General features: G+C 28.3%; 22 protein-coding genes. 16 read left to right on the forward strand and 6 right to left on the reverse strand.

What is annotated here, in order from left to right; translation table 11 throughout:
• The first annotated feature begins 61 nt into the window (after positions 1–61).
• The 14 genes from yajC to BEN51_RS03475 all read left to right on the forward strand — a co-directional run bounded on the left by yajC (position 62) and on the right by BEN51_RS03475 (position 13,823).
• Positions 62–334 (forward strand): preprotein translocase subunit YajC, encoded by a 273-nt coding sequence (gene yajC, locus BEN51_RS03410; protein WP_119864690.1) that lies wholly within the window; start codon positions 62–64, stop codon positions 332–334.
• Between the two features lie 48 nt (positions 335–382).
• Positions 383–751: a TIGR04086 family membrane protein gene (locus tag BEN51_RS03415; RefSeq protein ID WP_119864691.1), complete on the forward strand. Its 369-nt coding sequence runs from the start codon at positions 383–385 to the stop codon at positions 749–751.
• Positions 752–1,080: 329 nt separating this feature from the next.
• Complete coding sequence (locus BEN51_RS03420; protein ID WP_119864692.1) at positions 1,081–2,340, forward strand: SecDF P1 head subdomain-containing protein; 1,260 nt, start codon at positions 1,081–1,083, stop codon at positions 2,338–2,340.
• A gap of 143 nt (positions 2,341–2,483) precedes the next feature.
• On the forward strand, positions 2,484–3,335 hold the full coding sequence (locus tag BEN51_RS03425) for a DHH family phosphoesterase (RefSeq protein WP_119864693.1): 852 nt from the start codon (positions 2,484–2,486) through the stop codon (positions 3,333–3,335).
• Positions 3,336–3,426: 91 nt separating this feature from the next.
• Positions 3,427–3,945: an adenine phosphoribosyltransferase gene (locus BEN51_RS03430; protein WP_119864694.1), complete on the forward strand. Its 519-nt coding sequence runs from the start codon at positions 3,427–3,429 to the stop codon at positions 3,943–3,945.
• 101 nt (positions 3,946–4,046) lie between these two features.
• Entirely contained in the window at positions 4,047–6,239 is a 2,193-nt protein-coding gene (locus BEN51_RS03435) for a RelA/SpoT family protein (protein ID WP_119864695.1), read from the forward strand.
• Positions 6,240–6,247: 8 nt separating this feature from the next.
• A complete protein-coding gene (gene dtd, locus BEN51_RS03440) occupies positions 6,248–6,697 on the forward strand; it encodes a D-aminoacyl-tRNA deacylase (RefSeq protein ID WP_119864696.1) in 450 nt (149 codons plus the stop codon).
• An 11-nt stretch (positions 6,698–6,708) separates the two neighbouring features.
• Positions 6,709–7,311, forward strand: a complete 603-nt coding sequence (locus BEN51_RS03445; protein WP_119864697.1) for an MBL fold metallo-hydrolase — start codon at positions 6,709–6,711, stop codon at positions 7,309–7,311.
• Between the two features lie 11 nt (positions 7,312–7,322).
• Positions 7,323–8,747, forward strand: coding sequence for a coproporphyrinogen III oxidase (locus BEN51_RS03450; protein WP_119864698.1), 1,425 nt, complete (start codon positions 7,323–7,325; stop codon positions 8,745–8,747).
• Positions 8,748–8,753: 6 nt separating this feature from the next.
• Complete coding sequence (gene hisS / locus BEN51_RS03455) at positions 8,754–10,007, forward strand: histidine--tRNA ligase (RefSeq protein WP_207652809.1); 1,254 nt, start codon at positions 8,754–8,756, stop codon at positions 10,005–10,007.
• 17 nt (positions 10,008–10,024) lie between these two features.
• Positions 10,025–11,809, forward strand: coding sequence for an aspartate--tRNA ligase (aspS, locus tag BEN51_RS03460; RefSeq protein WP_119864700.1), 1,785 nt, complete (start codon positions 10,025–10,027; stop codon positions 11,807–11,809).
• Between the two features lie 157 nt (positions 11,810–11,966).
• Positions 11,967–12,341 carry a GntR family transcriptional regulator gene (locus BEN51_RS03465; protein ID WP_119864701.1) on the forward strand — a complete coding sequence of 125 codons (375 nt, stop codon included), beginning with the start codon at positions 11,967–11,969 and terminating at the stop codon, positions 12,339–12,341.
• 2 nt (positions 12,342–12,343) lie between these two features.
• Positions 12,344–13,195, forward strand: coding sequence for an ABC transporter ATP-binding protein (locus BEN51_RS03470; protein WP_119864702.1), 852 nt, complete (start codon positions 12,344–12,346; stop codon positions 13,193–13,195).
• Position 13,196: 1 nt separating this feature from the next.
• Entirely contained in the window at positions 13,197–13,823 is a 627-nt protein-coding gene (locus tag BEN51_RS03475) for an ABC-2 transporter permease (protein ID WP_119864703.1), read from the forward strand.
• A 73-nt stretch (positions 13,824–13,896) separates the two neighbouring features.
• On the opposite strand, the gene BEN51_RS03480 is transcribed toward BEN51_RS03475, so the two are convergent.
• The 6 genes from BEN51_RS03480 to BEN51_RS03505 form a co-directional block, all read right to left on the reverse strand.
• Positions 13,897–14,157 (reverse strand): DUF1294 domain-containing protein, encoded by a 261-nt coding sequence (locus tag BEN51_RS03480; RefSeq protein WP_119864704.1) that lies wholly within the window; start codon positions 14,155–14,157, stop codon positions 13,897–13,899.
• Between the two features lie 146 nt (positions 14,158–14,303).
• The gene (locus tag BEN51_RS03485; RefSeq protein WP_119864705.1) at positions 14,304–15,008 is read right to left on the reverse strand and encodes an ABC transporter ATP-binding protein; all 705 of its coding nucleotides are present in this window, start codon (positions 15,006–15,008) and stop codon (positions 14,304–14,306) included.
• Between the two features lie 2 nt (positions 15,009–15,010).
• A complete protein-coding gene (locus BEN51_RS03490; RefSeq protein ID WP_119864706.1) occupies positions 15,011–15,769 on the reverse strand; it encodes an ABC transporter ATP-binding protein in 759 nt (252 codons plus the stop codon).
• Complete coding sequence (locus tag BEN51_RS03495) at positions 15,763–16,719, reverse strand: branched-chain amino acid ABC transporter permease (RefSeq protein ID WP_119864707.1); 957 nt, start codon at positions 16,717–16,719, stop codon at positions 15,763–15,765. The genes BEN51_RS03490 and BEN51_RS03495 overlap by 7 nt, the downstream gene beginning before the upstream one ends.
• Before the next feature lie 9 nt (positions 16,720–16,728).
• Positions 16,729–17,604: a branched-chain amino acid ABC transporter permease gene (locus tag BEN51_RS03500; protein ID WP_119864708.1), complete on the reverse strand. Its 876-nt coding sequence runs from the start codon at positions 17,602–17,604 to the stop codon at positions 16,729–16,731.
• Between the two features lie 37 nt (positions 17,605–17,641).
• Positions 17,642–18,787, reverse strand: coding sequence for an ABC transporter substrate-binding protein (locus BEN51_RS03505; RefSeq protein WP_119864709.1), 1,146 nt, complete (start codon positions 18,785–18,787; stop codon positions 17,642–17,644).
• A 256-nt stretch (positions 18,788–19,043) separates the two neighbouring features.
• Between BEN51_RS03505 and BEN51_RS03510 the strand changes: the two genes are divergently transcribed.
• Together BEN51_RS03510 and BEN51_RS03515 are read left to right on the forward strand one after the other, a co-directional pair.
• The gene (locus tag BEN51_RS03510) at positions 19,044–20,369 is read left to right on the forward strand and encodes an APC family permease (RefSeq protein WP_119864710.1); all 1,326 of its coding nucleotides are present in this window, start codon (positions 19,044–19,046) and stop codon (positions 20,367–20,369) included.
• Positions 20,370–20,400: 31 nt separating this feature from the next.
• Positions 20,401–21,063, forward strand: a complete 663-nt coding sequence (locus tag BEN51_RS03515; RefSeq protein ID WP_119864711.1) for a TIGR01906 family membrane protein — start codon at positions 20,401–20,403, stop codon at positions 21,061–21,063.
• The last annotated feature ends 105 nt before the right edge of the window (positions 21,064–21,168 follow it).

Below are 21,168 nucleotides of genomic sequence, written 5' to 3' on the forward strand. Positions count from 1 at the left end.
TAAAAGATAAAAAGTGATAATGAAAATTTTTATAGAGAATAAATTGGGAAGGAAAAACTATATGGAAATAATAGGAGTATTTTTACCCTTTGTTGGATTGTTTGCAGTAATGTATTTTATGATGATTTTGCCGGAAAAGAAGAGAAAGAAACAATATAATGAAATGATAGCTTCATTGCAAAAAAATGATGAAATTATCACAAAGGGTGGAATAATAGGTAGAATAATAAAAGTTGATGAAAATAATTTCGTAATTGAGACTAGCGCTGAAAAAACTAGACTCAAAATAACAAAAAATGGTGTAGCATCAAAGGTAAATAAAGGAAATAATTAGAATAATAGCCTTCAATATTTAATATATTTAATATTGGAGGTGAGTTTTATGGAATGGGAAAATTATTTTAAAAGTATTTTTAAGGGATTAATTTTTGCTTTAATGGCAACATTTCTAGTTACAGCTATCTTATCTTTTATTATGAATAGCATTACTTTGCCTGATGGATTGTTTAACATCATTTATGTTGTTATTTCCTCTTTGGCACTGTTGATAGGTACTGTAGCAGCTGTAAAAAATTATGGTAGTAAAGGATGGATTATTGGGCTTTCAGTAGGGTGCATCTTTTACATATCATTATATTTTATAGGTATATTATTTGGAGCAGAAGCAAGTTTAACTGTATATGATTTTATTAAATTTGCTTTATGTCTTTTAATTGGTGCTTTTTCAGGAATGCTCGGAGTAAACTTATAGTAAAAAGTATATAGCACTTTTTTATGTACAATTTAGAATGGACAATGTATGATAAAAAAATCTATTGTTATGCAAAATTTATAGTATATCTGCTGCCTAGTAGCTAGGATAAAAAATCTTCTAAGGATTTTTTATCCTTTATTCTACATTCTCATTGTCCGTTATCATTATACTTCTTCACATATTAAATTTTTCGTCAAAAATAAATAAAATAATCTTTTAATAATTAACTTTAAAATGTATAATAATGGTATTCAATCTAGTTAAGTAATTGCTGTAAATTTACATAAGTAATATAATTTATATTAAACAAGCAGAGGAGGAATAACATGAAGGGAAAAAGTAATCAGAAAAGTTCGATTTTACTTACAATAATTATTATAGGCGTATTATTACTATCTTATTTAGTTTTTCGTGGAGCAATAATAGGTGCATATGAGATAAAATCTTTTAATAAAGTAATAACAAAGGGGCTTGATTTAGAAGGAGGCTCTTCAACGCTATTAAAAATTGAAAGTGATACAGAAGAGATTTCACAGGAAAGATTACAAGAAAACATAAAAGTGATAGAAAAAAGATTAGAAAAAATGAATATTGACAACAGTAATGTTATTATTGAGGAAGAAAAGGGTATTAGGGTTAATATAAGAAATAATGTTAATACAGATGCAATAATAGAAAGATTGAGCCATAATGGAAAACTTGAAATTAAAGATGAAGAAGAAAACATTATTTTAACTGAAAGTAATGTTATAAAAGCAGGTTATAGTACAAGTGAATATTTAATAGAAATAACTTTAACGCTTACAGAGGAAGGTAAATCAACTTTTGCAGAATTTTCAAAAAATAATATAGATAAATCAATAAAAATATATTTAGATGGTGATTTAATTTCAACTGAAACTATTGATGAAGCTATAAGTGATGGAAAAATAGAGATCACAGGTGTATATAATTTATCAGAGGCAGAAAAATTTGTAGACCTTATAAATTCAGGAACTATTTCCGGTAAAATAACTGCTGAAGATACAGAAATACTGGGACCTTCTTTAGGAGAAAATGCATATTCAAATATTGTTAAAGCTATGTTTATAACAGTTATGCTGATATTTTTAGTTATAATAGCTTATTATAAAGCCCCAGGGGTATTTGGAAGTATATCTATATTATTAAGTATTACACTAATTTTAATTGCATATACAGAAATTGATTTAGCATTTACAGTATATAGTTTAGCTGCATTAGTATTTGTTATTGTTCTTTCAGTTTTATCAAATATCTTAATATTAGAAAAAGTTAGTAGACAATTACCTTTATCTAAAAATTTAAAAAGTGCAGTTGCAGATGGTATTGAAAAAGCAAAGTCTACTGTGTTTAGGATAAATATAATAATTTTTATTATTGCAGTTATATTATATTATTCAATTCCTTTATCATTTAAAAGTCCAGCAGTGATTATTTTAATGGGTTCTATTGCAAACATTATATCTTCTTTGGTTATAACACCGTTATTATTGAAATTAGCTGTAAATAGTATATTAAAAAGTAATAAGCAATTTAGGATAAAGAAAAATACTAAGACTTCATAGAATTTTTTAATAAAGAAATAAATAGATAAGTAATGCCTCCAAATATTATGGAGGTTTATTACTTTTTATCTATAAAACATTGTAATATTGTATATTTTCAATTATAATATATGTGTTTTCTAGTTTTTTTGGAGGAGTTTATAATGCGTAAGTTTTGGGAGAGTATTTATAGTCCAAATTATATTAATGGATATAATCCCTTTATACTTAAAAATATGAATAAAGCTCTTGAGCAAATGGTAGAAGCTATAAATAACAGAAAGAAAATAATTGTGTATGGAATTCCTAATGTTGATGGATTATGCGCTCTATCCTCATTAATTCTAGTTTTAAAGTATCTAAATGCAGATGTAGAATATGTAATCCATGATGAGAATTTTGCTAATGGAATAACTTTAGAAGATATTAACAATGAAGTTAATTTTCTAGGGGGAGAAGTATTAATTGCACTAGGAATTGATTTAAGATCACAGAAAGAAGAAGAGCTTTGTACAGATTTAGGTATAAATTTGATAGTTTTGGAAAATAAAGAAGTTAATACAGAGAAGAAGTACATATATATAAATCCGCATCAGAAGAGCTGCCAATATAGATATAAAAGTCTTTCTATTAGTGGATTAACTTTTAAATTAATGCAGGCAATAGCAATTTATTATAATATTAAATGCATTAATAAATATTTAGATTTAATTGTTATTGGTGAACATTGGGCTCAAGTACCTGCAAGAGGAGAAAGTGGTATCTTTATTAAAGAAGGCAAAAAGTTTTTATTTAACACAAATAATCATGGCTTAAGAGCCATAATGGATTATCATAATATAAAAAATATGAATTTAGATTTTATGCTACATATAATTGATGTAATTACTCCAACTATAAATGCAGTAAAAATTAGTGATAATGCAAGAATAATAATCGAATTACTTACTACAAACGAAAAGGATAGGGCAGATCAAATAACTAAATATTTAAATAAATCAAAGAAAACTATATGATTATTTTAATTACAATAGTAAAATTATATTGTATTAAACTCATGTATAAAATAATTATATAGTTTATAATTTTTAGTAATGGAGGATTATCATGGACCTAAAAGAAAAAATAAGAGTAATTGAAAATTTCCCGAAAGAAGGAATTAGCTTTAAGGACATAACAACTGTAATTGGTGATGGAGAAGCACTAAAATATTCTATTGATAAAATTGTGGAATATTTAAAAGACAAAAATATAGATTTAATAGTAGGACCAGAAGCAAGAGGGTTCATTTATGGAGTACCAGTTGCCTATGCATTAGGAGTTGGCTTTGTTCCTGTTAGAAAGCCAGGTAAATTGCCAGGGGAAACAGTATCAATAACATATGATTTAGAGTATGGTACTGACACATTAGAGATACACAAAGATGCTATTAAAAAGGGACAAAGAGTTGCGATAGTAGATGATTTATTGGCAACAGGAGGAACAATTGGGGCTGTTGCAAAACTTGTTGAATTAGCTGGTGGAGAAGTTGTATCTATAGATTTTGCTATTGAACTTACAGGATTAAAAGGAAGAGAAAAGTTATCTAAATATGATATTATGTCATTGGTAGATTATGAGTTTTAATATTATTGAAATATTCAAAGATATATTATATAATAGAAGAAAATGGCTGGTTATTTAACCAGCCAATTATTTTAGACTAAATCAATAAAGGAGAATATCCCATGTACGAAGGGCTGTTAAAAAAGATATACGAAAATTCGCATAATGTTGATAAAGAGATAATTAAAAAGGCTTTTGAAATTGCAAATGATGCTCATAAAAATCAAAAAAGAGAATCTGGTGAGCCTTATATTACTCATCCAATAGATGTTGCTATAATTTTAGCTGAAATGGGTATGGATACAAGTACTATTGCGGCAGGGCTCCTTCATGACGTTATTGAGGATACAGAGTATACTTATGATGATTTAAAAGATTTATTTAATGAGGAAGTTGCTAATTTAGTTCAAGGAGTAACTAAATTGGGAAAAATCGAGTACAAATCTAAAGAAGAGCAGCAAGCAGATAATGTTAGAAAAATGCTTCTTGCGATGGCAAAGGATATAAGAGTTATAATAATTAAGCTAGCAGATAGATTACATAATTTAAGAACTTTAAAATTTATGCCAAAGGAAAAACAAAAACAAAAGGCCAAAGAAACTTTAGATATTTATGCTCCTCTTGCTCATAGACTTGGTATATCAAAAATTAAATGGGAATTAGAAGATCTATCTTTTAGATATCTTCATGAAGAGGTATATTATGATTTAGTAAAGCAGATAGCACAAAAAAGGGCAGAAAGAGAAGTTTATATTGCTAGCATTATAAAGGATTTACATAATAAGCTTGAAGAAGCAGAAATTGATTCGGATATCGAAGGTAGGCCAAAACATTTTTATAGTATTTACAAAAAGATGGTGAATAAAAATAAAAGTATTGAAGAAATATTTGATTTAACAGCTATTAGAATATTAGTAAATACAGTTAAAGATTGTTATGGTGTCCTTGGAATTGTACATACAATTTATAAACCTATTCCAGGAAGATTTAAAGATTATATAGCAATGCCAAAACCTAATATGTATCAATCTTTGCATACAACAGTTATAGGTCCTCAAGGAAAGCCTTTTGAAATACAAATAAGAACTTTCGAAATGCATAAAACAGCTGAATATGGTATAGCAGCTCATTGGAAATATAAAGAAGGGGATAGCGGAAAGGAAGATAGGGAGCAAAGCTTTGAAAGTAAACTTGCCTGGCTTAGAGATATGCTTGAATGGCAAAAGGAGACCGCTGATGCAGAAGAATTTATAGAAGGATTTAAAATAGATTTATTTGCAGATGAAGTTTTTGTATTTACACCAAAAGGAGTTGTAATAAATTTACCTAGTGGAGCAACACCTATTGATTTTGCTTATAGAATCCACACTGACGTTGGAAATAGATGTGTTGGTGCTAAGGTAAATGGGAAAATTGTTCCTCTTGATTATAAATTAAAAACGGGTGAAATAGTTGAGATTTTAACTTCTAAAAATGCAAAAGGGCCTAATATGGATTGGCTTAATTTAGTAAAAAGTAATCAAGCAAAAAGTAAAATAAGACAATGGTTTAAAAAGATCAAAAAAGATGAAAATATAATAAAAGGTAAGGAATTATTTGAAAAGGAATTAAAGAAACAAGGAGTTAACTATTCAGACATTGCAAAAGGTGAAACTTACGAAAGGCTGACTAAAAGATATAATATTAATAGTATGGAAGATTTATATGCTTCCATTGGAGTTGGACAATTATCTGCCTCTTCTTTCATTTCAAAATTAAAAGAAGAAAATATTAATGAAAAGCAAAATGCAGAGAGTATTAATAAATCAATTGAAGAACAGTTGGCTAAATCTGATAAATCATTAAATAAGAATAAGGGTGCTAAGGATTATGGTATTACAGTTAAAGGTGAAAGCAATTTAATGGTAAGGTTTGCTAAATGTTGTAATCCGGTCCCTGGTGATGATATAAAGGGGTATATAACTAAAGGAAGAGGAGTTTCTGTCCACAGAACAGATTGTAGTAATTTAAAATCATTAATAGAGCATGATAAGAACAAGGTAATTCAAGTTTCTTGGGGAAAAGCTAAGGGAGCTGATTATATTGCGGAAATTCAGGTTGAATCAGATGACAGAGAAGGTATTTTAGCAGATATTATTAATATAATTTCTGAAAGTAAATTACCAATAAGTTCAATAAATGCTCAAACAGCTAAAGGCAATATAGCTAAAGTAAATATTAAAATTAGAATTTATTCTGTAGAGCAACTAAAAGAAATTATGAAAAAAATAAGAAGAGTAAAAGGCGTAATAGACGTCTATAGAATGAATAGTTAGGTGAGCTTATGAGAGCAGTTGTACAAAAAGTAACATATTCAAGGGTAATAGTAAATAATAAAGTGATAGGTTCAATAAATACAGGACTAAATGTATTGATAGGAATATCAAAAGAAGATACAATAGATGATTTAATATATATGAAAGATAAAATATTAAATCTTAGAATTTTTGAAGATGAAAAGGGTAAAATGAATCTATCCTTATTAGATGTAAAAGGTGAAATATTAGTTATTTCTCAATTTACTTTATACGGTGATTGTAGAAAAGGTAGAAGACCAAATTTTATGGAGGCAGAAGGTGGGGAAAAAGCAAAAGCTTTATATGATGCTTTTGTAGAAATGCTTAAAGAATCTTCACTAAAAGTAGAAACAGGAGAATTTGGAGCTTATATGAAAGTAGATATTCAAAATGATGGACCTGTTACATTGATGATTGATAGTAAGCGTATTTTCTAAGGAGGTTAAACATGAAGGTTGAAACTTTAACAGTAGGTAGAATGGAGGAAAATTGTTATCTAATAATAGATGAAAATACAAATAAGGCTGCACTTATAGATCCAGGTGCTGGAGCAGATTATATAGCAGAAAAAATAGAAGATTATGGTGTAGACTTAGAAGCAATATTATTAACGCATTGCCATTTCGATCATAATGGAGCTGTTGATGCTCTAAAGGCTAAATTTGATGCAGAAGTATATTTAAATGAGGCTGAAGCTGAATATATGAATATGGATACTTCAGGACTTTTTACTAAATTAGAATGTAAGTATAAATATGTAACTGAAGGTGAAAATGTTACTGTAGGAACATTAAACTTTAAACCTATTTTTACTCCAGGGCATACTGTAGGAGGAACCTGCTATTTAGTAGAAGATAAATTATTTAGCGGTGATACTTTATTTAAAGGTTCAATAGGAAGAACAGATTTTCCAGGTGGAAGCTTTCATGATCTTATAAATAATATTAAAAATAAGTTAATGATTTTAGATAACAATGTTGATGTATATCCAGGCCATGGAGATAAATCAACAATATTGGAGGAAAGGAACAATAATCCTTTTCTAGCTTAAAAGGAGAGCAAATGAAAGTAACTATTAAATTAAATGATTTGAAATATAGATATGATGTTTATCAAATGTTTAATATATATTATCCTTTGAATGAAATAAAATTTGAAGAAGAGGGAGAGTATATTGTAAATATTTTTGAAGGGAAAGCAGATTTTAAATATGAGAATTATTATAAAGAAATTATTATAAGCGAAAATATTAAAGATGACGTTAAGAAACTAGTTTTCTCTTCATTAAAAGATATAACTGGAGATTACTATCCCTGGGGAACTTTAGTAGGAATAAGGCCTTCTAAAATTGCATTAAAGAATTTAGAAGAGGGATATAGTGAAGAAAAAATTATTGATATTTTTCAAGAAAAATATTTAGCTTCAGAAGAAAAAGCAAAACTATGTATAGAAATTGCTAAAAAAGAAAAGATTTTTGTAAATAGAGATAAAAGAAATATAGCTATATATGTAGGCATGGCTTTTTGTCCTACAAGATGCTTATATTGTTCCTTTACGGCTAACCCAATAGGAAGTAATAAGAAAAACATAAATCCATATTTAAATGCTTTAAGTTATGAAATCTCTGAAATGGAAAAGTATATTAACGAAAGAAATTTAAATATTGAAAGTGTATATTTTGGGGGAGGCACACCAACATCAGTAAATAACAAAGATTTTGAATTTATAATGGAAAAAATATATAATAACTTTATATTAAATAGAAATGTTAAGGAATTTACTGTAGAATGTGGTAGGCCTGATAGCATAACTGTTGAAAAACTGGAAATAATGAAGAAATATAATACAACAAGAATAAGCATTAATCCTCAAACAATGAATGACAAAACCTTAAAAATGATAGGAAGAGGTCATACATCAAAGGAAGTTATTGAAGTATTTAAAATTGCAAGAAGGCTTGGATTTGATGATATTAATATGGATATAATTATTGGATTACCTGGAGAAGGAATAAGTGAAGTTAATCATACAGTAAAAGAAGTACTTAAGTTAAAACCAGACAGTTTAACAGTCCATGGTTTGTCTTTAAAAAGAGCATCAATTTTACATGAGAATTTTATATTAAAGAAAGGGATTCAAATAAAAAAGCAGAATGAACTTTCAGAAATGTATGAAGCAAGCAGAAATCTAGCAAAAGATTTAGGCTTAGAACCGTATTATATGTACAGACAAAAAAATATGGTAGGAAATATGGAGAATATCGGATACTGTAAAAGGGGTAAAGAAAATTTATATAATATTGAAATGATCGAAGATAAACAAACAATAATTGCATTAGGAGCAGATGCTGTTTCAAAAGTGGTATTCTTAGATACTAATAGAATTGAGAGATGCGCCAATGTTAAGGATGTTAAAGAGTATGTAAATAGAATAAGAGAATTGGTTGAGGAAAAAAAGAAGTTGTTAGATACACTTTATTTAAAATAGGAGGAGATATTAATGGAAATCCAAGCACCAAAAGGGACCAAGGATATACTTCCACAAGATGCTTATAAGTGGCAATATGTAGAGGGAATATTAAGAGAAGTTTCAAAAGCTTTTGGGGTAAGAGAAATTAGAACCCCAATATTTGAGCATACTGAGTTATTTTTAAGAGGAGTTGGGGAAACAACTGATATTGTCCAAAAGGAAATGTATACTTTTAAAGATAAAGGCGATAGAAGTATTACTTTAAAACCAGAAGGAACAGCACCTTCTGTAAGGGCTTTTATTGAAAATAGACTTTTTAACGAAGCACAGCCAACAAAGCTTTATTATATTATTCCATGCTTTAGATATGAAAATGTGCAAAAGGGAAGGCTTAGACAATTCCATCAATATGGAATTGAAATGTTTGGTTCAAAAGAACCATCCATGGATGCTGAAGTAATTTCCTTAGCAATGGAAGCTTTAAAGAGATTGGGGCTTAAAAGTTTAAGTTTAAATATTAATAATTTAGGATGCCCAAAATGTAGACCAAAGTATAATGAAGCATTAAAAAGTTATTTACAAGAAAATTATGATGATTTATGTGATGTTTGCAAAACAAGATTTGAAAAAAATCCAATGAGAATTCTTGACTGTAAGGAGAAAAGTTGTAATAAAATAACTAAAAATGCTCCAATAATTTTAGATTATATTTGTGATGAGTGTAACGATCATTTTACAGAAGTAAAAAAATATTTAGATGCGCTAAATATTAAATATAAAATAGATCCGGGTATTGTTAGAGGATTAGACTATTATACTAAAACTATTTTTGAAATTTTAAACGAAGACTTTACAGTTTGCGGCGGTGGAAGATACGATAAACTTATTGAAGAAATAGGCGGTCCTGAAATGCCGGCTGTAGGCTTTGGAATGGGGTTAGAAAGGCTTATAATGACTTTAGAGCAAGAAGGTATAGAAATACCTAACGAAGGATATATAGACCTTTATATAGGTTCTAGAGGAGATAAGGCTAAAATGGAAGCCTTTATTTTAGCCAAAAAGCTTAGAGAACTTGGAATAAAAACAGAAATAAATCATATGGGCAGAAGTGTTAAGGCAGAAATGAAGTATGCAAATAAAATAGGTGCCTTGTACACTACAATATTAGGTGATGATGAACTTGAAAATAATACTCTAAAACTTAAGAGAATGAGTGATGGAGAACAATTTGAAGCAAGTTTAAATAATATAGAAAGTATTAAAAACGTTCTAAAGTAGTTAAGGAGGAAGACAATATGGGTGAGGCTTTAAATGGCTTAAAAAGATCCATGATGTGTGGAGAAGTTAGAGAAACAAATGTATCTCAAAAAATTACATTAATGGGATGGGTTCAAAGAAATAGAAAATTAGGTGGATTGCAATTTATTGATTTAAGAGATAGAACTGGAATTATGCAAATAGTTTTTGGTGAAGAAATAAATGCTGAGGCTTTTGAAAAAGCTAAAGGTGTAAGACCAGAATATTGCATTGCAGTAACTGGAGAAGTTGTATTAAGAGAAGCACCAAATGAAAATTTGCCTACTGGACTTGTTGAATTGAAATGTGAAAGTTTAAAGGTACTTTCAGAATCAGAAACGCCTCCAATATATATTAAAGAAGGCTTGGATGCAGATGAAAGAATAAGACTTAAATATAGATATTTAGATCTTAGAAGACCGGATATGCAAAGAATATTTATGATAAGAAATAAAGCAACAAAGGCAGTACGTGATTATTTAGATAATAATGGATTTTTAGATATTGAAACTCCAATGTTGACTAAGAGTACTCCAGAAGGAGCAAGGGACTATCTTGTACCTTCAAGAAATTATCCAGGAATGTTTTATGCACTTCCTCAATCTCCTCAAATATTTAAGCAATTATTAATGGTTTCAGGATTTGATAAATACTATCAAATAGTAAAATGTTTTAGAGATGAGGATTTAAGAGCCAATAGACAGCCTGAATTTACACAAGTGGATTTAGAAATGAGTTTTGTTGATCAAGATGATGTAATGGCTTTAAATGAAGGATTAATAGCTCATGTATTTAAAGAAGTTGCTGGAGTTGATGTTAAGCTTCCAATTAAGAGAATGAAGTATAAAGAAGCTATGGAAAAATATGGATCAGACAAACCGGATTTAAGATTTGGAATGGAAATAATGAATATTACAGAAGATGTAAAAGATTTAGATTTTGTTGTATTTAAATCTGCAATAGAAAATGGCGGTTCTGTTAGAGCATTGTGCTTGAAAGGCGGAGCAAATCTTGGAAGAAAACAAATTGATAAATTAGCTGAATTTGTTAAAACTTATAAAGCAAAGGGATTAGCTTGGCTTCAAATTAAAGAAGATGGTGTTAAATCTTCAATAGCTAAATTCTTAACTGAAGAAGTTACAAATTCAATAGTTAAAACTACAAAGGCAGAAGCTGGAGATGCAATACTTATTGTAGCTGATAAAGATTCTGTAGTATTACAAAGTTTAGGAGCTTTAAGATTACATTTAGCTAAAGAATTTGATTTAATTAAAGATAAAAATGAATTTAACTTTACTTGGATTACAGAATTCCCACTTCTTGAATATGATGAAGAAGAAGGAAGATATTCAGCTGCTCATCATCCATTTACATCACCAATGGATGAAGATATAGATTTATTAGAGACTAATCCAGGAGCTGTTAGAGCTAAAGCTTATGATTTAGTATTAAATGGTGAGGAATTAGGTGGAGGATCAATAAGAATTCATGATTCGGCCCTTCAAAAGAGAATGTTTAAAGCTTTAGGATTTACGGAAGAATCTGCTCAAGAGAGATTTGGTTTCTTAATAGATGCTTTTAAATTTGGACCACCACCACACGGAGGTTTAGCCTTTGGATTAGATAGAATGATAATGTTCTTGGCGGGAACAGAAAATATTAAAGATGTAATTGCCTTCCCTAAGAATCAAAATGCTTTTGACTATTTAAGTGAGGCGCCAAATATAGTTGATAAAAAGCAATTAGATGAACTTGGAATAGAAATAGCAAAAAAAGAAAATTAATTGAAAAGTCCAACAATTAAAATGTTGGGCTTTTTTTATTATAAATTATTTTAGTTAATTTATTTAGAAGATATTGACAAAGAAAAATGTATAAGTTATTATGTGTATATAGTGAATATATACACATAATAACTTATATATACTTAGGGGTGATGATTTGAATATAATTATTAATAACTCTTCACAAGTACCTTTATATGAGCAAATTGTAAATCAAATAAAAACGCAAATATTAAATTTAAGCTTAAAGCCAGGAGAAATGTTGCCATCAATAAGGACTTTGGCTAAAGAATTAAAGGTAAGTATTATAACAACAAAAAGAGCCTATGAAGAACTTGAAAAAGAGGGGTTTTTAAAAACAGTTGTGGGAAAGGGAACTTATGTAACTGAAGCAAATAGTGAAAGGTTAAGAGAAGTAGTTATGTCAGAAATTGAAAATAAATTAGAAGAGGCAATAATTGCTGCTAAAGCTATTGGAATAACCTTAGAAGAAGGAATAGAAATATTTAAAAGTTTATACGAGGAGGTATAAATATGGAGGCTATTAAAATTAAAAATTTAAAAAAGCAATATAAAAATTTTATTTTAAATATTGATGAAATGAAAGTACCTAAGGGATATATAACAGGTTTTATAGGACCAAATGGCTCAGGAAAAACTACAACCATTAAATCAATAATGAATATGATAAGTCCCGATGATGGAGAAATTTTAGTATTTGGGAAAAATATCGACGAAGATCTATCTATAAAAGAAAGAGTGGGATTTATTGGAGACATATCTGGATTTTTAGAAGAAAGTAAACTTAAAAATATTAAAAAGAATATTTCAAGGTTTTATAGTAATTGGGATGATAATTTGTATAATAAATTAATTAATAGTTTTAGTTTAAATGAAACTTCTATTTATGGGAAATTATCAAAGGGTCAAAAAAAGCAATTTGATTTAGCAATAGCCTTGTCTATAAGACCTAAGCTTTTAATAATGGATGAACCAACAGCAAATTTAGATCCAGTAGTAAGAAATGAGTTTTTAGAAATACTACAGGAACAAATGGAGAAGAATGACTTAACGATTTTTTATTCAACTCATGTAACAAGTGATTTAGATAAATGTGCTGATTATATAATTTTTATATATAAAGGAAAAATAATTCTTCGTGGAGAAAAAGATAATATATTAGAAAATCATTCAATAATTAAAGGAAAGAAAGAATTATTAGATGAGGAAACAGGCAAATATGTTTTATCACCAAAAGTTAATAGTTTTGGTTTCACAGCACTAACATCAAATAAAAGCGAAGCCTATGAAGTTTTTGGAGAAGAGGTAATATATGAAAAACCTACACTAGAAGATATTATGCTTTATTATACTAGGAGGAATTAAAATGAATAAAATAATAAATTTATTAAGATTACAATTTGAAACTATATTTTCATTGAAAAAGATGATTTTAATAATTTTTTTGCTAGCATCAATTTATTCCTTTATAAATCCAAGTTTAATAACGACTACAGGCTTGTTATATTTGATGGCAAGCTGCTATACTACTGCCGCTTATGAAGAAAAAAGTAAAAATGGTTATCTATTCCGTTCTCTACCAATAAAAGCAAGGGATTATATATTTTCGCGTTACTTATATGTTGCAATAAATACATTAATATCGATAACATTAACAATAGGAGTATATAAGATATTAATTTATTTTGAAAAAATAAATAATAATGATATGGTGTCCTTAGGAGTATTAGGAATGACAATGGTTTTTATAGGAGTTTTTATGATGTGTATTGTAACTCCTGTAGAATTATTATTAGGATTTGAAAAGGGGAGGTTTGTAATTATTTTTCTATCTTTATCGCCTATGATCTTTGGAAATCTTCTAATAGAACAAATGCCTTTAATTGATTTAAATTCTATTATAATAAAAATACTAATTTTACTTTGCTTAATAACACTAATATTAATTTCTTATTTTATAACTTCAAATTTATATGATAAGAAAGAAATGTAATTTATAAAAATAGTAAGTCTGATTAATAGGCAGGTTATTAATCAGACTTTTATGTATTAACTATGAAAAATGTTTAAATAAGCTTTTTAATTAATAAAATTTGTGCAAAAATTATTAATGGTAATCCAATTGAAAATTTATAATGTTTAGTTTTATGCCTAAAAGTATACATACCTATATATTCTCCAATACTGCCTCCTATTGCAGCTAGAAAAAGAAGGGTCGTCTCTTTAATTCTCCATTTACCAGAGATTGATCTACGCTTATCTATAAACATAGCATTATAGCTTATAAGATTAATTAAAATAATATATATTAAAAAAATATCCTTCACATTAGTTCTCCTTGATAAAAGTTATATAGATAATTATAACCTACTTACAAAGAAAATTATAATAGAAAGATAAAATAAATCTAGGAAAAAAATTAAGTGATTTCAAGGGTAAACTTAAAATCACTTTAATATTATTCTTTATTATATTATTCTCCAAGGTAAGCACTTCTGACAGAGTCATTATTTGCTATTTCCTTAGCAGTGCCACTTAATACTATTTTTCCAGTTTCTAAAACATAAGCTGTATCAGCTATAGATAAAGCCATATTTGCGTTTTGCTCAACTAGAAGAATAGTAGTGCCAGATTTATTTATTTCTTTAATAATATCAAAGATTTCCTTAACTACAAGGGGAGCAAGTCCCATAGATGGCTCATCTAGAATTAGCATATCAGGTCTATTCATAAGAGCACGACCAATAGCAAGCATTTGCTGTTCACCGCCTGATAGAGTTCCAGCCTGCTGTTTTAATCTTTCTTTTAGTCTAGGAAATTTTTCATAAACTTTTATTAAGTCTTCTTGAATTTCCTTTTTGTCTTTTCTTAAATATGCTCCTAATAAAAGATTTTCATAAACTGTTAAATTAGCAAATATTTTTCTTCCTTCTGGAACATGGGATAACCCAAGACTAACGATTTTATTAGCAGGAATTTTCTTTAAATCTTTTCCATTATAAGTAATAGTACCATTTTTTATTGGGTGAAGACCTGAAATTGCTCTTAATGTAGAAGTCTTTCCAGCTCCATTTGCACCAATTAAAGTTACTATCTCACCTTTTTTAACTTCTATAGATAAATCTTTTAAAGCATGTATTCCGTCATAATATAAGTCAATATTTTTTAATTGTAGCAATTTTATGCCCCCTCCCCAAGATAGGCTTCAATAACCTTTGGATTGTTTTTTATTTCTTCTGGTGTACCTTCAGCAATTTTTTTACCGTAGTCTAAAACTACAATTTTTTCGCAAATTCCCATTACAAGCTTCATATCATGTTCTATTAGTAATACAGAAATATTAAATTTATCTTTAATCCAATTTATCATTTCCATAAGATCTTTAGTTTCCTGCGGATTCATTCCAGCAGCAGGTTCATCTAATAAAAGAAGGGAAGGTTTAGTAGCTAAAGCTCTAACAATTTCAAGTCTTCTTTGTTCACCGTAAGATAAGTTTTTGGCAAGTTCATCTTTTTTACTATCTAATGAAAAAGCCTTCAATAGTTCAAGAGACTCTTCTTGTATCTTATTTTCTTCATCTCTAAATTTTTTAGTTCTAAATATAGAATCAAAAAGATTGTATTTTACTCTATAATTATAGCTTATTTTTACATTATCAATTACTGAAAGTTCAGAAAATAATCTTATATTTTGAAAAGTCCTTGCAATTTTCTTTTCAGTAATTGCATAAGGTTTTAATCCGTTGATATCTTCACCAAAATAAGAGATTTTTCCCGTTGTAGGAGTGTAAACTCCTGTTAACATATTAAAAACAGTAGTCTTTCCAGCACCGTTAGGACCTATAAGTCCAACAACTTCTTTACTGTTAATACTTAAATTAAGATTTGAAACTGCTTTTAATCCTCCAAATTCTATTGATAAATTTTGAACTGCTAGCATACTTTATCCTCCTTCCTATTAGCTAAATTTTTAAAAATTTTCAGAGATAATTCTTTATTTCCAAGTAATCCTTGTGGTCTAAATATCATCAATATGATTAAAGCTAGTGGATATATTATCATTCTTAATTCATTTATACTTCTTAAAGCTTCAGGTAAGAATGTTAATATTGAAGCTGAAATTATGGAACCAGATAAAGATCCCATACCACCGAACACTACAAAAACTAAAATATTAATTGATTGTAAATAATCAAAAGATACCGGTTGTAAGAAGCCGATATAGTGAGAGTATAATGCTCCTGCAACGCCGGCAAAAAATGCTGCTATTACAAATGAATATATTTTATATTTAAAAGTATTAACCCCCATTGCTTGAGCAGCTATTTCATTTTCGCGGATAGAAATTATAGCACGTCCATGAGAAGATTCAATTATATTATAAATTATTACTATTGTTAAAACAGTAAATATAAAAGCTAAAGGGAATTTTGTTTTTATTGGTATTCCTGATAATCCGCTGGCACCACCCAAATAATCCATATTCATTATAATAACTTTAATTATTTCACCAAAAGCTAAAGTAGTAATAGCAAAATAATCTCCTGTTAGTTTTAATGTAGGTATTCCGATTAATAGAGCAAATAGGGAAGCTATAATGCCTCCTATTATTATTCCTAAAATAAGCGGCATATTAGTCTTTAATGTTAATATTGCTGAAATATAAGCTCCAACTGCCATAAAACCAGCATGTCCTAGACAGAGTTGCCCGGTAAACCCAACAATTAGGTTTAAAGAAACAGCAAGAATAACATTAATTAATATTAAATTAATAATTCCGCTGTAATAATAGTTTATTACTCCTGTTTGAATTAGAGTATTTAATAAAGCAAAAACAGCTATTATAGCCATTAAAGCTTTAAACGAACTCTTTTTTAATATGTCTTTCATATATGTCACCTACACTTTCTCATTAGTCTTCTTACCTAATAGACCAGAAGGCTTTATTAAAAGTATTATTATTAATACTGAAAAAACTATTGCATCTGAGAAACTTGTTGAAATATATGCTTTAGTTAAAGTTTCTATTAATCCAATAAGCACACCACCTACTAATGCTCCAGGAATGCTTCCTATTCCGCCTAAAACTGCAGCAACAAAGGCTCTAAGACCAGGCATTGTTCCCATATATGGGTTTATACTAGGATAAGCTATTGCAACTAATACGCCCGCAATCCCAGCTAGGGCAGAACCTATAGCAAATGTAGTAGAAATAGTGTTATTTACGTTTATTCCCATTAATGATGCAGCTTCTATATCATAAGAAGCTGCTCTCATTGCTAATCCAACTTTAGTCTTATATACAATAAATTGAAGGAGTAAAACAAGCAATGCTGAAACTCCAAGCATTAGTAATGTTTTAGAATTTATTTGTACGTTTCCTAGATTTATAAAGCTATTAGGAATAAGCTCTTTATATGGTTTAGGGTTAGGTCCTACTAAAAACCTCATACCATTTTGCAATAATAATGACATTCCAATTGCAGTGATTAGTAGAGTTATTCTTGGAGAATTACGAAGGGGCTTATAAGCCACTTTTTCTATAATCATCCCAAGAATAGCTGAACCAATCATAGAAATTATTAAAGTTGGTATTAACGATAAATTAAAGGTAGTGGATGCAAAATATCCAATAAATGCTCCAATCATGTAAATTTCACCGTGAGCAAAATTTATAAGGTTAATAATTCCATAAACCATTGTATAGCCAAGTGCTAGGAGAGCATAAACACTACCTAAAGCCAGTCCATTTATAAGTTGTTGTAAAAATTCCATTGCTACTCCTCCTGTTTATTGTTTTAAATAAGAGTTATTAAGGGTTAACTTTGTCAACTAAAACTTTTTTATCTCCATCAACTTTGATTATTGTTGCACTCTTAACTGCTGATCTATTTTCATCAAAAGTAATTTTTCCTGTTACATTGTCAAGATCAGTAGACTTCATAGCTTCAATTATTTTTTCAGGACTATAATCACCGCTTGCTGCAATAGCATCAAGTAAGATTTTAGTACTGTCATAAGCTAAAGCTGCAAATGCATCTGGTGCTGCATTATATTTTTCTTTATAAGCTTTAACGAAAGATTGAACTTGTTCAGCTTCGTCTTCTGAATAGTAGTGATTTAAATATAAAGCACCGTTTACAGCATCTCCACCAATTGTAGCAAGTTCTTCAGATTCCCAACCATCTCCACCTAGGAATTGAGCAGATATACCATTGTCTCTAGCTTGTTTTGCAATAAGACTTACAACATTATAGTAATCTGGAAGTACTAGTACATCTGGATTATTTGATTTTATACTAGTAAGTTGAGCGTTAAAGTCAGTATCTCCGTCATTGTAGCTTGAGTAATCAGTTATTGTACCACCTAAAGCTTCAAATTTAGCTTTGAAGGCATCAGCTATTCCTTTTGAATAATCTGAACCTGAGTTATATAAAACTGCAGCCTTTGTTTTTCCTAAGCTTTCTTTAGCGTATTTAGCTAACATTTCTCCTTGGAAAGAATCTATAAAGCAGCCTCTAAATACATATTCTCCACCTTTTACAGTAATTGTAGGTTCTGTACCTGATGGTGTTATCATTGGAACCTTTTGACTAGTTGCATTAGGAGCAACAGCTAAAGCAGCACCTGAAGTAGTAGGTCCAACTAAACCAAGAACTTTATCGTTATTTACTAACTTATTGAATGCTTGCGTTGAAGAGTTTGGATCAGCTTGATCGTCTTCAAATATTAACTCTACTTTCTTTCCGTTGATTCCGCCAGCATTATTAATTTCATCTACATATAATTGAGCACCATTTTTAACTGATTGTCCATAAGTTGCTGCATCACCAGTTAATGGTCCTAATCCTCCTATTTTGATTACATCATCATTTCCTTTTCCGGATGAAGAACATCCTGTAAGTAATGCTAATCCAAGTGTTAGCGACAGTACACCACATAATAATTTTTTGTTCATAAATATCCCCCTTACATTAAAATATTAATAATTTAAATATTGATTGGATTTGTTAATAAAATAATATTATTAGTTCAAATAATTTAAAAATATATTAACATATTGAGTGAAAAAATACAATATAAATATTTCTGTATATTGATTAATTATCAATTTTGCAATGTAATCGTTTTAGAAACGTGTTTTTTTAAAAAGAAAATGATAAAATTATTAAAGTGTATTTTAATTGATAATATGAATAGGAAGGAAAAGGTAAATGAAAAAGAAAGAATACGGATTATTAACTTCGATTGCAATGATTATTGGAATTGTTATTGGATCAGGGATATTTTTTAAAAGTGATAATATTTTGATTGCTACAAAAGGAAGTATATCATTGGGAGTATTGGTTTTCTTTATTGCTGCTTTAGGAATTATCTTTGGTGGTTTAACTATTGGAGAACTTGCATCAAGAGATTCTAGAGCTGGAGGAATAATAACTTATGCCGAGAATTCATATAATGAGTCAGTTGCTTGTTCTTTTGGATGGTTTCATACTTTTGTATATTATCCTTCATTAATTGCAGTTATATCTTGGGTTTCGGGTATATACATTTGTATTTTGTTTGGAATAAAGGGAAGTTTATTATTACAATGTTTAATAGGGATTGCCGTTGCTACAATTTTATATGTAGTAAATATTTTATCTAAAATTCTTGGAGGTTTCTTTCAAAATGCAGCAACTATAATAAAGATAATTCCTTTATTATTAATTGCAGTTTCAGGAATAATATTTGGTAATACTCAAGAAATTACTATAAATAATCTGACAGCTGGGGGATCTATTTCTTGGCTTGCTGCAATAGCACCAATAGCTTTTTCATTAGATGGATGGATAATATCTACTTCAATAGCTCATGAAATAAAAGATTCCAAAAAGAATTTACCAAGAGCCTTAATTATAGCTCCGATTTTTATAGTTTTAATTTATGTATTATATTTTGTTGGTATAAGTATCTATGTTGGACCTGAACAAATAATGGCTTTGGGAGATGCACATGTTGATGTGGCTGCTAATGGAATTTTCGGGCCTTTAGGTGGAAAAATTATCATTACTTTTGTTGTAATTTCTATAATTGGCACATTAAATGGATTGATTTTGGGTTATATAAGGATGCCTTATTCTTTGGCAATAAGAAATATGATACCTAATTCTAAATCTATTAGTATTATAAATGAAAAACTTTCAGTATCAATTAAATCAGCTTTATTATCATATATAGTTTCTTTTATTTGGTTATTAGTTCATTATATAACACAGAAATATAATCTAATGCCTAATGGAGATGTATCTGAAATATCTATTGTTGTAAATTATTTATTATACATATTGTTATATTTTAAAGTTTTTAAAATGGGGATTTCTGGTGAGATTAAAGGAATATGGAGAGGCAGGATAAATCCTATTTTAGCTACTTTAGGTTCAATTATTACATTAGTAGGAAGCTTTAGTAACCCATTATTAATTTTATATTTTTTAATAAGTTTTACTGTTTTAATAACAGCTTTTATTTATCATAAGAATATAGTTAATGATATTTAGTTGTGTTATTAATGAATTAATGGAGAAGAGCATGAATAAAGTATTAAAATTTATAATTGAAATATTCTTATCTTTTATTTCGGTACTATTAACAGTTGGTTTATGTGTTATTAGTGCATTAAATATAAAAACTATTTACATTTATGCCATAGATAAATATGACCTTTTGAATAAAGTAAACATAACAAAAGATATGCTTTTAGAAGATTACAAAGGATTAATTTATTATTTGCAAAATCCATTTGTAGAAAAACTTAAATTTAATAATTTTATAATGAGTAAAGAAGGGGAATTTCATTTTTATGAAGTTAAAAAAATATTTTTAGGCATATATTTAATAGTTATTTTATCTATAATAATATTTTTTATATATTCATTAATAAAAAAATATAATAAAGAAAAAAATGATATGTTAAAGCTATTTAATAAGGGTGCTAATATATTAATTACGATTTTTACAATATTATTAATTGCAATTTATACAGATTTTTCAAAGGCTTTTGTTATATTTCATAAAATATTTTTCAATAATGATTATTGGATTTTTGATGAAAAGACTGATCCAATAATAAAAGTATTGCCCGAAGAAGTATTTAAGTTATATGCAATAATAATTGTTGTTTTATTAATAATTTTCATAATAGTATATAAAGTTTTGTACTACAAAAGCAAAAAAAGGTCTATAACTAAATAAAACTTAATAAAAAGCAGTAATAAAGAAATAAAATGCAAAGTAATTAGAAGCGTTATTTTAGAAGAGTATTATGTACAAGGTTAGTTGAAAATATGTTAAAGGTGA

The organism is Clostridium isatidis (genome assembly GCF_002285495.1).
In the GTDB taxonomy this organism is placed as follows: Bacteria; Bacillota; Clostridia; order Clostridiales; family Clostridiaceae; genus Clostridium; species Clostridium isatidis.

What these genes read in the sequence shown, in the direction of transcription:
- BEN51_RS03420 (WP_119864692.1), top strand. Translation starts at nt 1,081, where the DNA reads ATGAAGGGAAAAAGTAATCAGAAAAGTTCGATTTTACTTACAATAATT.
- BEN51_RS03415 (WP_119864691.1), top strand. Translation starts at nt 383, where the DNA reads ATGGAATGGGAAAATTATTTTAAAAGTATTTTTAAGGGATTAATTTTT.
- BEN51_RS03430 (WP_119864694.1), top strand. Translation starts at nt 3,427, where the DNA reads ATGGACCTAAAAGAAAAAATAAGAGTAATTGAAAATTTCCCGAAAGAA.
- aspS (WP_119864700.1), top strand. Translation starts at nt 10,025, where the DNA reads ATGGGTGAGGCTTTAAATGGCTTAAAAAGATCCATGATGTGTGGAGAA.
- yajC (WP_119864690.1), top strand. Translation starts at nt 62, where the DNA reads ATGGAAATAATAGGAGTATTTTTACCCTTTGTTGGATTGTTTGCAGTA.
- BEN51_RS03435 (WP_119864695.1), top strand. Translation starts at nt 4,047, where the DNA reads ATGTACGAAGGGCTGTTAAAAAAGATATACGAAAATTCGCATAATGTT.
- BEN51_RS03475 (WP_119864703.1), top strand. Translation starts at nt 13,197, where the DNA reads ATGAATAAAATAATAAATTTATTAAGATTACAATTTGAAACTATATTT.
- BEN51_RS03505 (WP_119864709.1), bottom strand. Translation starts at nt 18,787, where the DNA reads ATGAACAAAAAATTATTATGTGGTGTACTGTCGCTAACACTTGGATTA.
- BEN51_RS03495 (WP_119864707.1), bottom strand. Translation starts at nt 16,719, where the DNA reads ATGAAAGACATATTAAAAAAGAGTTCGTTTAAAGCTTTAATGGCTATA.
- BEN51_RS03445 (WP_119864697.1), top strand. Translation starts at nt 6,709, where the DNA reads ATGAAGGTTGAAACTTTAACAGTAGGTAGAATGGAGGAAAATTGTTAT.
- BEN51_RS03450 (WP_119864698.1), top strand. Translation starts at nt 7,323, where the DNA reads ATGAAAGTAACTATTAAATTAAATGATTTGAAATATAGATATGATGTT.
- BEN51_RS03510 (WP_119864710.1), top strand. Translation starts at nt 19,044, where the DNA reads ATGAAAAAGAAAGAATACGGATTATTAACTTCGATTGCAATGATTATT.
- BEN51_RS03470 (WP_119864702.1), top strand. Translation starts at nt 12,344, where the DNA reads ATGGAGGCTATTAAAATTAAAAATTTAAAAAAGCAATATAAAAATTTT.
- dtd (WP_119864696.1), top strand. Translation starts at nt 6,248, where the DNA reads ATGAGAGCAGTTGTACAAAAAGTAACATATTCAAGGGTAATAGTAAAT.
- BEN51_RS03490 (WP_119864706.1), bottom strand. Translation starts at nt 15,769, where the DNA reads ATGCTAGCAGTTCAAAATTTATCAATAGAATTTGGAGGATTAAAAGCA.
- BEN51_RS03425 (WP_119864693.1), top strand. Translation starts at nt 2,484, where the DNA reads ATGCGTAAGTTTTGGGAGAGTATTTATAGTCCAAATTATATTAATGGA.
- BEN51_RS03515 (WP_119864711.1), top strand. Translation starts at nt 20,401, where the DNA reads ATGAATAAAGTATTAAAATTTATAATTGAAATATTCTTATCTTTTATT.
- BEN51_RS03500 (WP_119864708.1), bottom strand. Translation starts at nt 17,604, where the DNA reads ATGGAATTTTTACAACAACTTATAAATGGACTGGCTTTAGGTAGTGTT.